The sequence below is a fragment of the Streptomyces sp. CBMA291 genome (assembly GCF_014596525.1).
In the GTDB taxonomy this organism is placed as follows: Bacteria; Actinomycetota; Actinomycetes; order Streptomycetales; family Streptomycetaceae; genus Streptomyces.
Genome location: NZ_MSJP01000083.1, coordinates 129,726 through 144,251, shown reverse-complemented (window position 1 = coordinate 144,251; position 14,526 = coordinate 129,726). Strand labels below are relative to the sequence as shown.

Below are 14,526 nucleotides of genomic sequence, written 5' to 3'. Positions count from 1 at the left end.
CGTTGCCCACGCCCCAAAGTCGTACCCCCATCAACCAATCGGCTGACCCCGATTCGAGCGCGATGGCCGATGCCCCCGATCACGTGCCCCCGGCAGCCTGGGGGCATGACAGTGATCGAGGTACGGGGACTGCACAAGGCGTACGGCGGCCGGAAGGTCGTCGACGGGGTGTCGTTCGAGGTGGGGGAGGGGGAGGTCTTCGGCATCCTCGGGCCCAACGGGGCGGGCAAGACCACCACCGTGGAGTGCGTCGAAGGGCTGCGGACCCCCGACGCGGGGCTCGTCCGGGTCTGCGGATACGACCCCGCCGTCCAGCGCGCCGAACTCACCCGGGTCCTCGGCGTCCAGCTCCAGGAGAGCGAACTCCAGGCCCGGCTCACCGTCCGCGAGGCGCTCGACCTCTACGCCTCCTTCTATCCCGTGCCCGTCGACCGGCACTCCCTCGCCGAACGCCTCGGGCTGCTCCCGCACCTCGGCACCCGGTTCCAGCAGCTCTCCGGCGGCCAGAAGCAGCGGCTCTTCATCGCCCTCGCCCTCATCGGCGGTCCCCGGGTCGTCGTCCTCGACGAACTCACCACCGGGCTCGACCCGCGCGCCCGCCGCGAGGTCTGGGAACTCGTCGAGTCGATCAGGGACGACGGCGTCACCGTCCTCCTCGTCACCCACTTCATGGAGGAGGCCCAGCGCCTCTGCGACCGGATCGCCCTCCTCGACGGGGGCCGGATCGCCGCCCTCGACACCCCCGGCGGACTCATCGGACGCGCCACCGCCGCCAAGGCGATCTCCTTCGCCGCCGACACCCCGCTCGACCCCGAGACCCTGCGCGCCCTGCCCGGCGCCGTCTCCGTCGAGACCGCCGACGGCCGGACCGTCCTCAGCGGCACCGACGAGACCGTCTCCGCCTTCGTGACCCTCCTCGCCCGCCGGGGCGTCACCGCCGGGCAGCTCCGAGTCGCCGACGCCAGCCTCGACGACGCCTACCTCGACCTGACGGAGACGAACCCCCGATGAGCACCGCCGCCACCGCGCCTACCCGGACCCGCACCCCTTCCCGTACCGCCACCCTCACGGTCCTGCGGACCGAGACCCGGCTCTTCGCCCGGGAACCCGCCGCCCTGTTCTGGGTGATGGCCGCCCCGACCATCCTCCTGACGATCCTCGGCCTGATCCCCTCCTTCCGCGAGGCCGTCCCCGCACTCGACGGACGCAGGACCATCGACGTCTACGTCCCCGTCGCCGTCCTCTTCGCCCTCGTCATGGCCGGAATCCAGGCCATGCCCCCGGTCCTCGCCGGCTACCGGGAACGCGGCATCCTGCGCCGGATGTCCACCACCCCGGTCCGCCCAGGGACGCTTCTCACCGCCCAGCTCGCGCTGCACGGCGCCGCCGCCCTCGTCTCCTCCGCCGTGGTGATCGGCGTCGGCAGGCTCGCCTTCGGCGTCGCCCTGCCCGGCAACCCCGCCGGGTACCTCCTCGCGCTGCTCCTCGCCGTGGCGGTCGGGCTCGCGCTCGGCGCCGCCGTGTGCGCGGTCTCCCGGACGCAGAAGTCGGCCACCGCCGTCGGCACGGTCGTCTTCTTCCCCACCATGTTCACGGCCGGTGTGTGGGTGCCGGTCCAGGCCATGCCCGATACGCTGCGGGAGATCGTCCGGTTCAGCCCTTACGGCGCCGCCTCCGAGGCTCTGGACGCGGCCGGTTCGGGCCGCTGGCCCGGCCTCCTGGTGCTCGTCGTGGTGTCGGCGTGGACGGTGCTGCTGACCGCCGCCGCCGTGCGCTGGTTCCGCTGGCAGTGACCGGGCCCGGGGAGCCCGGGGAACGGCGGCCGATGACAGCGGTAACGAGGGGAGTCGCCATGCCGACCACTGCCGTGGAGCCCTGGAGCGTGTTCTTCCGCTGGGGGCCGTACGGGCTGCTCACCGTCGCCACCTGCATCGCCCTGGCGGCCGACCCGCTGACCGGCGGCCCGGGGCCCACCGTGCTCGGGCCCCTCGTGGCCGTGGCGTTCCTGCTCCAGGGGAGCCGGGACCTGCACGCGCACCGGACGGCACCGCCGACGGACGGTGCGGCCGACGACCCCCCGGCCCTCGGCACCCCCATCCGTACCCCGGGCCCCATCCGCACCCCGGGTCCCGCTCCCGCCCCCACCCGTACCCCGCTCCCCGCCTCCGTCCCCGCCCCCACCCTCGGCTCCGCCGTCTACTACGCCCTCCGTACCGTCCTCGCCTTCGTCCTCACCTGGTTCAACCCCTTCTTCGCGGTCTACGCCTCCATCGGCTACTTCGACGCCGCCGTCCTGCTGCCCCGCCGGGCGGCCAGGGCCGGGCTCCTCGTGACCGCCGTGATCATGGCCGGTTCCCAGTCCGGCGGGCTTCCGCCCGGTTCCCCGGCCCAGTGGGTGGGGTTCGGGGGCCTGTTCGCGCTCAACCTCTGCCTCGTCATGGTCTTCGGCCACCTCCGGGAGAAGGAGGACGAGAAGGCCGCCGAGCGGGCCGCCGCCATCGAGGAACTCGCCCTCGCCAACGGGCGGCTCGAACAGGCCCTCGCCGAGAACGCCGCCCTCCAGGCCCAGCTTCTGCTCCAGGCCCGGGAAGCCGGGATCGCCGACGAACGGCGCAGGCTCGCCGCCGAGATCCACGACACCATCGCCCAGGGCCTCACCGGAGTCGTCACCCAGCTCCAGGCGGCCCAGGCCACCGCCGACCCGGCGGGCTCCGAAGTCCATCTGCGGCGCGCCGCCGACCTCGCCCGGCACAGCCTCGGCGAGGCCCGCCGCTCCGTGCAGAACCTGAGCCCGGTCGCCCTGGAACACGACGCCCTGCCCGAGGCCCTGCGCAAGACCGTCGCCGACTGGGGCGAACGTACCGGCGTCGACGCCCGGTTCACCGTCACCGGCACCGAGCACCCGCTGCGCGAGGAGGTCGCCGCCACCCTGCTGCGGATCGCGCAGGAGGCCCTCTCCAACGCCGCCCGGCACTCCGGCGCCGCCCGCGCCGGAGTCACCCTCTCCTACATGGGCGACGAGATCACCCTGGACGTACGGGACGACGGACGCGGTTTCGACCCCCTGGCACACACCGGGCGGACCGGCACCGGCGGCGGGGTCGGCTGCGGGTTCGGGCTCGACGGCATGCGGGCCAGGGCCGCCCGGCTCACCGGCTCCGTCACCGTCGAGGCGGCCCCGGGCGAGGGGACCGCGATCTCCGCCCGCGTACCGTTGGCCACACCATGACCGACATCACCCTGCTGATCGTCGACGACCACCCCGTCGTCCGGGACGGACTGCGCGGCATGTTCGCCGTGCCCGGCTCCGGCTTCCGGGTCCTCGGCGAGGCCTCCGACGGCACCGAGGGCGTCGCGCTCGCCCTGGCCCTCGACCCGGACGTGGTCCTCATGGACCTGCGCATGCCGGGCGGCAACGGCGTCGACGCCATCGCCGAGCTGACCCGCCGCCGCGCCAGGTCCCGGGTCCTCGTCCTCACCACGTACGACACGGACACCGACACCCTCCCCGCGATCGAGGCGGGTGCCACCGGCTACCTCCTCAAGGACGCCCCGCGCGAGGAACTGTTCGGGGCCGTACGAGCCGCCGCCGCGGGCCGGACGGTGCTCTCCCCGGCCGTCGCCTCCCGCCTGGTGACCGCCGTGCGCACCCCCGCCGCGGCCGTCGACGGCCGCACCCCGCTCTCCGCCCGCGAGGGCGAGATCCTCGCCCTCGTCGCCAAGGGCACCGCCAACCGGGCCATCGCCGCCGAACTGTTCATCAGCGAGGCCACCGTCAAGACCCATCTCACCCATATCTACGCCAAACTGGGCGTGAAGGACCGGGCCGCCGCCGTCGCCGCCGGATACGACCGGGGCATCCTGGGCCGCTCCTGACCGGGACCCCGGCCTGGGCGTACGGCGCCTCCGGACCCTTGCGCGCAGAGTCAAGGACTCGTGCGCCGTACGCCAAGGACAAGGCCCCGGTGTCGCACGAGACTGGTGTGCACGCGGAACCGCCGCACGGGGGTGTCCAAGGCGGTCCGCGGCAGGGGTGTCCGTGTGGACCGCGCCCCGGCCCACACGGGGAGCACCCGCCCCGCCGGACCCTGTCGGACCCCGCCGGATCAGGGCGGACTGCGCCGGGTCACGCCGGATCACGCGGGGCGACCACCCGCAGCAGCGCCACCGACCGCGCGCCCACGAGGAGACCGCCGCCGCCCCGGTGACGGGTGCCCGGCGCCCGCGTCTGGTCCTCCCGCGCGGTGTCGACGAGCAGTTCGTACGCCGCCGCCCACGGCGGTCCCGGCAGCCGGAAGTCCAGGGGGCGCGGGCCCGCGTGGAGGACGGCGAGGAAGCCGTCGTCGGTGACCGGCCGGCCCCGCTCGTCCGGCTCCGGCAGGCCCCGGCCCGAGAGGTGGAGGCCGAGGGTGGCGGCGGGCGCGTACCAGTCGGCCTCGGTCATCTCGGTGCCCCCGGCGGTGAACCAGGTCAGGTCCCGCACCCCGTCCGGTTCCAGGGGGCGGCCGGAGAAGAAGACGGAGCGGCGCAGCACCGGATGGCGGCGGCGCAGCGCCAGGAGCCGCCGGACGAGGGCGAGGAGCCCGGCCCGACCGGGGTCGTCGGGGAGGGTCCAGTCGAGCCAGCCGGTCTCGTTGTCCTGGCAGTAGGCGTTGTTGTTGCCGCCCTGGGTGCGGCCCGTCTCGTCCCCGGCGAGGAGCATCGGGACCCCGGTGGAGAGCAGCAGGGTGGCGAGCAGATTGCGCTGCTGGCGCAGGCGCAGCGCGTTGATCCCGGGGTCGTCGGTCTCGCCCTCGGTCCCGCAGTTCCAGGAGCGGTTGTCGTGGGTGCCGTCGCGGTTGCCCTCGCCGTTGGCCTCGTTGCGCTTGCGCTCGTACGTGACGAGGTCCCGCAGGGTGAAGCCGTCGTGCGCGGTGACGAAGTTGACGGAGGCGTACGGGCGGCGCCCGCCCGGGGCGTAGAGGTCGCTGGAGCCGGAGAGCCGGTAGCCCAGCTCCCGCACGTCGGGCAGCGCGCCGCGCCAGAAGTCCCGGACGGCGTCCCGGTAGCGGTCGTTCCACTCGGCCCACGGCGGCGGGAAGGCCCCGGTGCGGTGCCCGTCGGGGCCCAGGTCCCAGGGCTCGGCGATCAGTTTGACCCGGCGGAGCACCGGGTCCTGGGCGAGGACCGCGAGGAAGGGGGCGTCCATGTCGACGCCGTGCTCCGTACGGGCGAGGGCCGACGCCAGATCGAAGCGGAAGCCGTCCACGCCCATCTCGGTCACCCAGTACCGCAGCGAGTCGGCGACGAGCCGGAGCGCCTGCGGGCGGACCAGGTGCGGGGTGTTGCCGCAGCCGGTGTGGTCGGTGTAGCGGCGGGCGTCGGCCCCGAGCCGGTAGTAGCCCCGGTTGTCGATGCCCTTGAGGGAGAGGGTGGGGCCGAACTCGCCCGCCTCCGCCGTGTGGTTGTAGACGACGTCGAGGACCACCTCGATCCCGGCCTCGTGCAGCGCCCGCACCATCGCCTTGAACTCGCCGACCTGCTGTCCCGCCGTCCCGGAGGAGGAGTAGCCCGCGTGCGGGGCGAACCAGCCGATCGGGTTGTATCCCCAGTGGTTGCGCAGCCCGCGCCGCAGCAGATGGTCCTCGTGCGCGAACTGCTGTACGGGCAGCAGCTCCACGGCTGTCACCCCGAGCCGCAGCAGATGTGCGACCGCCGCCGGGTGGGCGAGCCCCGCGTAGGTGCCCCGCAACGGCTCGGGAACGCCCGGGTGGAGCCGGGTGAAGCCCTTGACGTGCAGTTCGTAGAGGACGGTCTCCGCCCAGGGCGTCCCGGGCCGCCGTACGTCCGCCGGCGGCTCGTCCCGGACCACGACGCCCTTGGGGACGTACGGCGCCGAGTCCCGCTCGTCGCGGACGGTGTCGGCGACATGCTGCTGCGGCCAGTCCCTGACGTGTCCGTACACCTCGGGCGGCAGGGTGAACTCGCCGTCGACGGCCCGCGCGTACGGGTCGAGGAGCAGCTTCGCCGGGTTGAAGCGGGCGCCCGTCCACGGGTCCCAGCGGCCGTGCACCCGGTAGCCGTACCGCTGCCCGGGGCCGACGCCGGGCACGAAGCCGTGCCAGACCCCGTGGACCGGCCCGGCCAGCGGCAGCCGCCGCTCCGAACCGTCCGCCTCGAACAGACACAGCTCGACCGCCTCCGCGCCGCCCGCCCAGAGCGCGAACCGGGTGCCGGGGACCCCGCCGGGGCCGGTCAGGCAGTGGGCGCCGAGCGCGTCCCCTTCCGCCGCGTGTGTCACCGTCCCGGCCTCCCGTGGCTCGTCGGGCCCGTTCTCCGGGGGAGCGGCGGCGCCCGGCCCCCGTTCCCGCGTGCGGTCCTCCCCCTTTTTCTGCCCGCGCGGCCACCCGCCCAACATGACCCGATCGGACGTTTCCCCCGGAGGGGGCCGCGTCGATGGACCGGTCATGACACTTCCAGGGAAGCGGGCGGGGCGGTTCCTCGCGGTGGCGGCGGTGATGGCGGTGGCGGCCGGGCTCGGCGGCTGCACGGCGCGGGACGGCGGCTTCGGCTTCGGGCCGCCGGGGGCGCCCGGTGACGTCATCCGGGTGAGCCCGGCGGACGGCGGCCGGGGCGTACCGCCGGAAGGGCCGCTGGAGGTACGGGTGGACAGCGGGCGGCTCGAACGGGTGACGGTGACCCGGATCGAGGACGGGCAGCGGACCGCGCTCGCCGGGGAGGTCTCCGCCGACGGGCTGCGCTGGCGGCCCGGGACCGGCGTGCGGCTCGCCCCGGCGGCGAAGTACAGCGTGGACGCGGTCGCGCTCGACGCGCACGGGCGCCGCTCCGCCCGGCACACCACCTTCACCACGGTGGTGCCCGAGGACCGGTTCATCGGCTACTTCGCCCCGGAGAACCGCTCCACGGTCGGCACCGGGATGATCGTCTCCTTCGGCTTCAGCACGCCGATCGAGAACCGGGCGCGGGTCGAGCGGGCCGTACGGATCACCTCGGACCCGCCGGTGGAGATCGTCGGCCACTGGTTCGGCAAGGAGCGGCTGGACTTCCGCCCGGCCGGATACTGGCGCCCCGGCACCAAGGTCACCGTCGAGCTGGCGCTGCGGGACGTCGAAGGAGCGCCCGGGGTCTACGGCGTCCAGCGCAGGAAGGTCGGGTTCACCGTCGGCCGCTCCCAGACCTCGCGGGTCGACGCCGCCGCGCACACCATGGAGATCCGGCGTGACGGGGAGGTCCTGGCGACCCTGCCGGTCACGGCGGGCGCGGCCGGCACCACCACGTACAACGGGAAGATGGTGGTCACCGAGTTGTACGACGTGACCCGGATGAACGGGGCCACGGTCGGTTTCGGCGGCGAGTACGACATCAAGGACGTGCCGCACGCGATGCGGCTCACCGACTCGGGGACCTTTCTGCACGGCAACTACTGGGCCCCGCCGGACACGTTCGGCGCGGAGAACGTCAGTCACGGCTGTGTGGGGCTCCGGGACGACAAGGGCGGCAGCGCGGACGCCCCGGCGGGCTGGTTCTTCGACCGCACGCTCGTCGGCGACGTGGTGGAGGTGGTCCACTCGCGGGACCGGACGGTCGCTCCCGACAACGGACTGGGCGGCTGGAACATGCCGTGGGCCGCGTGGAAGGCGGGCTCCGCGCTGCGGTGAACGCGCCTGGGAGGGACGGGTTCCGGATCGCACCGGACTCCCCTGGCAGGGCAGGTTCCGTATCGCGTCGAACTCCCCCTGAACGCGCCCCCGTCAGGCTCTTCCGTCCCTTCAGGAGCGGCTGTTCGCGGCGGTGTTCGATCGGGACGGAACGGTGACAATCGCGAGCAACGTTCGTGTCCTGCGGTGTGATTATCTAACGCCGTGTGCGCGCGTAGATGTGCACGGGGGAGGGGCTCCGGCCGTGCCGGGGTCATGCGAGGGGAGAACACCACAGTGAACGGGCAGCCGATATCGGGGGCAGCGACCGGGGCGAAGCGGGGCCGACGCGGGGGCGTCCGGTTCCAGGCTCTGGCGGCGGGGGCGCTGCTCCTGGTGCTCACCGCCTGCGGCGGAGGAGAGACGAGCGGCGGCGGCGCGGGGGACCAGGCGCCGGGGGCCCAGGGCGGCGCCGGAAAGCAGGAGAACACCGCCTCCCAGGCGGTCGTGACGGTCCTCCCGAAGGACGGCGCCGACTCGGTCGCCACCAGCGGGATCCTCAAGGTCACCGCCGCGCAGGGCAAGCTGACCACGGTCACGGTCGCCGACTCCCAGGGCGCCGCGGTCGAGGGCCGGATCGCGGCGGACGGCACCAGCTGGTCGCCCAGCGCGCATCTGGCGGCCGCCACCCTGTACAAGGTCCACGCCATCGCGAAGGACGCCGAGGGCCGAGAGTCGGCGAAGGACACCACCTTCACCACCCTCGTTCCGAAGAACACGTTCATCGGCCAGTACACGCCCGAGGACGGTTCGACCGTCGGCGTCGGCATGCCGGTCTCGCTCAACTTCAGCCGGGGCATCACCAACCCGGAGGCGGTCGAGAAGGCCATCGAGGTGACCGCCGAGCCCTCGGTGCCGATCGAGGGCCACTGGTTCGGCAACGACCGTCTGGACTTCCGCCCCGAGAAGTACTGGGCGGCGGGCACCAAGGTGACCGTGCGGCTGAACCTGGACGGCGTCGAGGGCCGCCCCGGCGTCTACGGCAAGCAGAAGAAGACGATCCGGTTCACGATCGGGCGCCGTCAGGTCTCCACGGTCGACGCCGAGACCAAGACGATGAAGGTCGAGCGGGACGGAAAGGTCGTCAAGACGATCCCGATCACCGCGGGCGCCCCGTCGACGACCACGTACAACGGGCAGATGGTCATCAGCGAGAAGTACGACGTGACCCGGATGAACGGGGCCACGGTCGGCTTCGGCGGCGAGTACGACATCAAGGACGTGCCGCACGCGATGCGCCTGTCCACCTCGGGCACCTTCGTCCACGGCAACTACTGGGCCAAGCCGGGCACCTTCGGCTACACCAACGTCAGCCACGGCTGCGTCGGCATCGACGACACCCGGGGCGGGGGCGACGGCTCCAAGCCCGCCGCCTGGTTCTACGACCACTCGCTCGTCGGTGACGTGGTCGTCGTGAAGAACTCCAAGGACAAGGTGATCAAGCCGGACAACGGCCTCAACGGCTGGAACATGCCGTGGTCGGAGTGGATCGCCTAGATCTCCCGAGGACCCCGGGGCCCGGTGCTGTGAGCAACAGCACCGGGCCCCCCGGCGTTAACGGCCACTAACCTTCCTTCCATGACTGTGAACCTCGAAGTCGCCGAAGGCGTCGGCACGATCCGCATCGACCGTCCCCCGATGAACGCCCTGGACATCGCGATCCAGGACCGGCTGCGCGTACTCGCCCAGGAGGCGACCGACCGCGACGACGTGCGGGCCGTGGTCCTGTACGGCGGGGAGAAGGTGTTCGCGGCGGGCGCGGACATCAAGGAGATGCGGGACATGGACCAGGTGGCCATGGTCAAGCGCTCCCGGGGTCTCCAGGAGGCGTTCACCGCCGTGGCCCGCATCCCCAAGCCGGTCGTCGCCGCCGTCACCGGCTACGCCCTGGGCGGCGGCTGTGAGCTGGCGCTCTGCGCGGACTACCGGATCGCCGCCGACAACGCGAAGCTGGGCCAGCCGGAGATCCTGCTCGGCCTCATCCCGGGCGCGGGCGGCACCCAGCGGCTCTCCCGGCTGATCGGCCCCTCCCGGGCGAAGGACCTCATCTTCACCGGCCGGATGGTCAAGGCGGACGAGGCGCTGACGCTGGGTCTGGTCGACCGGGTCGTCCCGGCGGCCGAGGTGTACGAGCAGGCGCACGCCTGGGCCGCCCGGCTCGCCCAGGGCCCGGCGGTCGCGCTGAGGGCCGCGAAGGAGGCCGTCGACCAGGGCCTCGAAGCCGATGTCGACACCGGTCTGGCCATCGAGCGCACCTGGTTCGCGGCGCTGTTCGCGACGGAGGACCGGGAGCGCGGGATGCGCAGCTTCGTCGAAGAGGGGCCGGGCAAGGCCAAGTTCCTCTGACGGGCCCGTTCCGGGGGCCGATTCCACGGGAACGGCCCCCGCGGACGCGCCGGGGCGGCCATGATGGGGGCATGGCGGGCCTGGAGGGTAGGGAACAACCATGGCAGCGCGCAGGCGCCGCCCCGGCGCGGTGGTCCCCGGCCGCCGACGAGGAACAGGCCGCCGAAGCAGTGGAGTCGCACGGCAATCCGGCGGAGGGGGACGTGCGGCTGCCGTCCCGGCCGGAGTCCGCGTGGGTGGCCCGCAGGCTCACCCAGCACGTCCTGCTCCGCGAGTGGGGTCTCGGCCCGCAGATCGCGGAGTACGCGGTGCTGCTCGTCTCGGAGCTGGTGGGGAACGCGGTGCGGCACACGGGCGCCCGGTCCTTCGCGTTACGGATCCAGCGCCGGCGCGGCTGGATCCGGGTGGAGGTGCGCGACCCCTCGCGCGGGCTGCCCTGTCTGATGCCGGTGCACGAGCTGGACACCAGCGGTCGGGGGCTCTTCCTGGTGGACAAGCTCTCGGACCGCTGGGGCGTGGACCTGGCGCCGCGCGGCAAGACGACCTGGTTCGAGATGCGGGTGGCGGACCGGCCCTGAGACACGTACCGCCGACGGGTCCCGCCGTACCGCCGCCGGGTCCCGCCGTACCGCCGACCGCCCTGAGACACGTACCGCCAACCGGCCCCGGGAAGCGCCCCGGACGCACGGAAGCCCCCGTGCGCCGTGGTGGGGCGGTGTGGGGGCTTCCGTGCGTGCGCCGTGGAAAAGGGGGGTGTATCCACGGCCGCTCTGTCGACCTGGCCCGGGTCAAGGGGGTCGTGTCCCCGACTATGGCAGACAGGTGGCCTTGCCGCCAAAAGTCCTTAGCGGGCTAAATCGGGTCATACCGTGACAGTTGCATAATGAATCGTTGGTGACCTGCCGCACCCGCCTTGCAAACAATGAATGACTATGCGGTGGACTGGTTGATTCCCGGGCTTGTCCGCATGCTGGACGCCCTTTTCGGACGGGCAAACGTCCTGAAACGGCCTAATCTCCACCAAACGTCCGTTACCACACTTAAATGGTCGCGTGAAGCCGACCGACCGCCGAGGAATCCTCCGGGCGGGCGCGGCCGCCGCCCTCGCGGGAGCCCTCGCCACCGCCTGCGGCACGGACCCCCGCCCGGCCGCCCCCGCCCGGCGCCCCGCCCCCGAAGCCCCCGGCACCGCCCCCGCGCCCCGCAGCTTCCCCGGACAGCCCGCCGAGATCGACCACGGACCCCGCGACCGGCCCCGCGTCGCCCTCACCTTCCACGGCCAAGGCGATCCCGCCCTCGCCCGCACCGTCCTCGCCCACGCCGAGGACGCGGGCGCCCGCGTCACCGTCCTCGCCGTCGGCAGCTGGCTCGACGCCCACCCCGAACTGGCCCGCCGCGTCCTCGACGGCGGCCACGACCTCGGCAACCACACCCAGCACCACATCGACGTCGACGCCCTGACCGAGGACGAGGCATACGCCGAGATCGACGCCTGCGCCACCCGCCTGCGCCGCCTCACCGGCTCCATCGGCACCTGGTTCCGGCCCTCCCGCACCCAGCACGCCGCCCCCGCCGTCCTGCGCGCCGCCCGCCGCGCCGGATACCCGCACGTCCTCGCGTACGACGTCGACTCCCTCGACCACACCTCGCCCGGCGCCGACGCCATCGTCCGCAACGTCACCGGACCGCTCCGCCCCGGCTCCGTCGTCAGCCTGCACCTCGGCTACCCCGGCACCGCCGCCGCGCTGCCCCTCCTCCTCGCCGCCCTCGACCGCCGCGGACTGCGCGCGGTCACCACCACGGAGCTGCTGACCTGATGCCCCGACCCGCGCAGAGCCGCCGCCCGCGGCGGACCAGGACCCTCCTCGCCGCCGCCCTCCTCGCCGCCCTCGCGGGCTGCGGCTCCGGGGATCCCGGCGGCGCCGCGGTGAAGAAGGCCGAGGCCCCCGCCGCCCGCAGACCGGCCGTCACCCCGGCGGGCCTTCCCGGCATGCCGCCCCTCCTCGACCCGCGCGACGTCTACGCCGCCGACCGCCCCGACAAGCTCTCCCCGGTCGTGAAGGACTTCCCCTCCCGGGTGTACGTCCCCAACACCAACTCCGACACCGTCTCCGTCATCGACCCGGCCACCTACCAGGTCGTCGAGACCATCCGCGTCGGCCGGCAGCCCCAGCACGTCGTGCCCTCCTGGGACCTGAAGACCCTCTGGGTCAACAACGACCGGGGCCACACCCTCACCCCCATCGACCCCGCCACCGGCAAGGCGGGCAAACCCGTCGAGGTCCACGACCCGTACAACCTCTACTTCACCCCCGACGGGCGCTACGCCGTCGTGATGGCCAGCATGGACCGCGAACTCGTCTTCCGCGATCCGCACACCATGGAACGGAAGAAGACCGTCCCCGTCAGCTGCTACGGCGTCAACCACGCCGACTTCTCCGCCGACGGGCGCTACTTCATCGTCTCCTGCGAGTTCTCCGGCGAACTGCTCAAGGTCGACACCGCCCGCATGGAAGTCGTCGCCAAGCAGAAGCTCCCCTTCAAGGGCGCCATGCCCCAGGACGTCAAGCTCTCCCCGGACGGCGGCACCTTCTACGTCGCCGACATGATGGCCAACGGCATGTGGATCCTCGACGGCGACACCTTCGCCACCCCCACCCTGCTCCCCACCGGCAAGGGCTGCCACGGCCTCTACGTCGGCCGGGACTCCCGCGAGATGTACGTCTCCAACCGGGGCGAGGGCACCGTCTCCGTCTTCGACTTCACCCGCGGGAAGCTCACCAGGAAATGGCGACTGCCCGACGGCGGCTCCCCCGACATGGGCGGCGTCTCCGCCGACGGCAAGGTCCTCTGGCTCTCCGGCCGCTACGACTCCGAGGTGTACGCCATCGACACCACGACCGGCAGACAACTGGCCCGCATCCCGGTCGGCAGCGGCCCCCACGGCCTCGCCGTCTACCCCCAGCCGGGGCGCTACTCGCTCGGCCACACCGGAGTCTTCCGCTGACCGCCTCCCACCGCGCGCGCGGGCCCGTCCGCCGCCGCCCCACCCCCCTCATCCGGCCCTGCCGGGCCAGCTAATCTGACCCCCGTCAGACAAGCACCGAGAAGGGGCGGAAGCAGTGGCGGACATCGAGTCGGCACGCACGGCATTCAACCGGTACGACGTGGACGGGGACGGCTTCATCACCGCTGCGGAATACAAGAGCGTCATGGCACAGCTGGGTGACTTCCACGTCACCGAGTCCGTCGCCGAGGCCCTCATCAAGCAGCGCGACGACAACGGCGACGGCAAGCTCTCCTGGGACGAGTTCTGGTCCCACCTGAGCAAGGCCTGACCCGGCGGCCCCGACGGGCGGCGCAACGCGAGTTGCCGCCCGTCCGGGGCTCGGTGACGATCGTCCGGTGACGCTTCCCGGACCCTTCGGCACCCCGAGCCGGCTGACCGCGGCGGTCATCGCCGCGGTCGCCGTCCTCGGCGTCGCCCTGCTGGGCGCCGGTCTCGCCCAGACGGGCACCGGTGAACTCCGGATACCGGCGTCCGGCACCACCACCCTGCTCCGCCTCCTCGTCCTCACCGGTCTGGCCGTATCCATCGGCGAGACCACCGGCCGCCGCCTCGCCGGAGCAGGCCCCCGCCCCCGGGCCCTCGCCGCCCCCGCCGCCCTCCTCGCCGCGGCCGCCTCCGCCGCGCTCCTGCTGCTCTTCACCGCCGTCAGCGGACTGAGCCCGGTCGTCGTCTACGGACTGCGCGAGGGCCGCCTCCTGCTCGCCACCGCCAACGCCTGCGTCCTCGCCGCCCTCTGCGCCGCCTCCCGCCGCCCCGGGCTCGCCGCCCTGCCGCTCGCCGTCGCCGTCGGCGCCGAGGCGATGCGCGCCCACCCCGAGACCGCCCCGCTCCTCGGGACCTGCCTCACCCTCGTCCACCTCACCGCCGCCTGCCTGTGGACCGGCACCCTGCTGTACGTACTGCGCACCATGCGGCTGCGCGACGGCGGCCGGGACGTCCTCGTCCGGTACGCCCGGATGGCCGCCTGGGTCTACGCGGCCCTCGCCGTCACCGGCACCGTCTCGACCCTGCGGAAACTGCCCCTCGACGCCGTCCTGAACACCGCCTACGGACGGATCCTGCTCGTGAAGCTCGCACTGTTCGGCGGGGCGAGCCTCCTCGCGCTCGCCGCCCGGGGCCGGATGCGGTCCGGCGCCGACGCCCGGTCACCCGCCCGGGTGGAGGTGGCCGTCCTCGGCGCGATCGTGCTCGTCTCGGCGCTCCTCACCGTCGTCCCCGACCCGCACGGGATCGTCCCCTGACGCCGCCTTGGGGCGGTTCTCCGCCGGACGGCTTCCGTGCACGGGCCCGGCGTGGGCCGCATACGGACCCGGCATGATCCACAGGTGACGGAATTGGCCTAGACCTATTGTGCGTCCCTGTCCGCGACGGTACGTTCCTTTTCGGCTGCGCAGCCGAAAACCATCGCACCGC

13 protein-coding genes are annotated in these 14,526 nt (G+C 73.3%); 12 read left to right on the top strand and 1 reads right to left on the bottom strand.

The window, feature by feature from the left end:
• Nucleotides 1-105 precede the first annotated feature (105 nt).
• From BU197_RS20285 to BU197_RS20270, 4 genes are read left to right on the top strand one after another with little or no spacing between them, the layout of a single operon-like run.
• The gene (locus BU197_RS20285; protein ID WP_188269695.1) at nt 106-1,011 is read left to right on the top strand and encodes an ABC transporter ATP-binding protein; all 906 of its coding nucleotides are present in this window, start codon (nt 106-108) and stop codon (nt 1,009-1,011) included.
• Nucleotides 1,008-1,793, top strand: coding sequence for an ABC transporter permease (locus BU197_RS20280; RefSeq protein WP_188269694.1), 786 nt, complete (start codon nt 1,008-1,010; stop codon nt 1,791-1,793). Before BU197_RS20285 ends, BU197_RS20280 begins: the two co-directional genes overlap by 4 nt.
• A gap of 59 nt (nt 1,794-1,852) precedes the next feature.
• Nucleotides 1,853-3,229, top strand: coding sequence for an ATP-binding protein (locus BU197_RS20275; RefSeq protein ID WP_188269693.1), 1,377 nt, complete (start codon nt 1,853-1,855; stop codon nt 3,227-3,229).
• On the top strand, nt 3,226-3,876 hold the full coding sequence (locus BU197_RS20270; RefSeq protein WP_188269692.1) for a response regulator: 651 nt from the start codon (nt 3,226-3,228) through the stop codon (nt 3,874-3,876). The genes BU197_RS20275 and BU197_RS20270 overlap by 4 nt, the downstream gene beginning before the upstream one ends.
• 250 nt (nt 3,877-4,126) lie before the next feature.
• Here BU197_RS20270 and glgX read toward each other — a convergent pair whose 3' ends face one another.
• Nucleotides 4,127-6,397 carry a glycogen debranching protein GlgX gene (glgX, locus tag BU197_RS20265; RefSeq protein WP_188269691.1) on the bottom strand — a complete coding sequence of 757 codons (2,271 nt, stop codon included), beginning with the start codon at nt 6,395-6,397 and terminating at the stop codon, nt 4,127-4,129.
• Nucleotides 6,398-6,446: 49 nt separating this feature from the next.
• Between glgX and BU197_RS20260 the strand changes: the two genes are divergently transcribed.
• The 8 genes from BU197_RS20260 to BU197_RS20225 all read left to right on the top strand — a co-directional run bounded on the left by BU197_RS20260 (nt 6,447) and on the right by BU197_RS20225 (nt 14,354).
• Entirely contained in the window at nt 6,447-7,658 is a 1,212-nt protein-coding gene (locus BU197_RS20260) for an Ig-like domain-containing protein (protein ID WP_188269690.1), read from the top strand.
• 276 nt (nt 7,659-7,934) lie between these two features.
• On the top strand, nt 7,935-9,194 hold the full coding sequence (locus tag BU197_RS20255) for an Ig-like domain-containing protein (RefSeq protein ID WP_188269689.1): 1,260 nt from the start codon (nt 7,935-7,937) through the stop codon (nt 9,192-9,194).
• An 81-nt stretch (nt 9,195-9,275) separates the two neighbouring features.
• The gene (locus BU197_RS20250) at nt 9,276-10,043 is read left to right on the top strand and encodes an enoyl-CoA hydratase/isomerase family protein (RefSeq protein ID WP_188269688.1); all 768 of its coding nucleotides are present in this window, start codon (nt 9,276-9,278) and stop codon (nt 10,041-10,043) included.
• Between the two features lie 71 nt (nt 10,044-10,114).
• On the top strand, nt 10,115-10,621 hold the full coding sequence (locus BU197_RS20245) for an ATP-binding protein (protein ID WP_188269687.1): 507 nt from the start codon (nt 10,115-10,117) through the stop codon (nt 10,619-10,621).
• Between the two features lie 474 nt (nt 10,622-11,095).
• Nucleotides 11,096-11,860, top strand: a complete 765-nt coding sequence (locus BU197_RS20240) for a polysaccharide deacetylase family protein (RefSeq protein WP_188269686.1) — start codon at nt 11,096-11,098, stop codon at nt 11,858-11,860.
• A complete protein-coding gene (locus tag BU197_RS20235) occupies nt 11,860-13,050 on the top strand; it encodes a YncE family protein (RefSeq protein ID WP_188269685.1) in 1,191 nt (396 codons plus the stop codon). The genes BU197_RS20240 and BU197_RS20235 overlap by 1 nt, the downstream gene beginning before the upstream one ends.
• 115 nt (nt 13,051-13,165) lie before the next feature.
• Nucleotides 13,166-13,381, top strand: a complete 216-nt coding sequence (locus BU197_RS20230) for an EF-hand domain-containing protein (protein ID WP_188269684.1) — start codon at nt 13,166-13,168, stop codon at nt 13,379-13,381.
• A gap of 67 nt (nt 13,382-13,448) precedes the next feature.
• On the top strand, nt 13,449-14,354 hold the full coding sequence (locus BU197_RS20225) for a CopD family protein (protein ID WP_188269683.1): 906 nt from the start codon (nt 13,449-13,451) through the stop codon (nt 14,352-14,354).
• Nucleotides 14,355-14,526 lie beyond the last annotated feature (172 nt).

Excerpts from the sequence above, each read along its gene's own strand:
- BU197_RS20275 (WP_188269693.1), top strand. The coding sequence starts at position 1,853 with ATGCCGACCACTGCCGTGGAGCCCTGGAGCGTGTTCTTCCGCTGGGGG.
- BU197_RS20245 (WP_188269687.1), top strand. The coding sequence starts at position 10,115 with ATGGCGGGCCTGGAGGGTAGGGAACAACCATGGCAGCGCGCAGGCGCC.
- glgX (WP_188269691.1), bottom strand. The coding sequence starts at position 6,397 with ATGTTGGGCGGGTGGCCGCGCGGGCAGAAAAAGGGGGAGGACCGCACG.
- BU197_RS20235 (WP_188269685.1), top strand. The coding sequence starts at position 11,860 with ATGCCCCGACCCGCGCAGAGCCGCCGCCCGCGGCGGACCAGGACCCTC.
- BU197_RS20280 (WP_188269694.1), top strand. The coding sequence starts at position 1,008 with ATGAGCACCGCCGCCACCGCGCCTACCCGGACCCGCACCCCTTCCCGT.
- BU197_RS20270 (WP_188269692.1), top strand. The coding sequence starts at position 3,226 with ATGACCGACATCACCCTGCTGATCGTCGACGACCACCCCGTCGTCCGG.
- BU197_RS20285 (WP_188269695.1), top strand. The coding sequence starts at position 106 with ATGACAGTGATCGAGGTACGGGGACTGCACAAGGCGTACGGCGGCCGG.
- BU197_RS20260 (WP_188269690.1), top strand. The coding sequence starts at position 6,447 with ATGACACTTCCAGGGAAGCGGGCGGGGCGGTTCCTCGCGGTGGCGGCG.
- BU197_RS20250 (WP_188269688.1), top strand. The coding sequence starts at position 9,276 with ATGACTGTGAACCTCGAAGTCGCCGAAGGCGTCGGCACGATCCGCATC.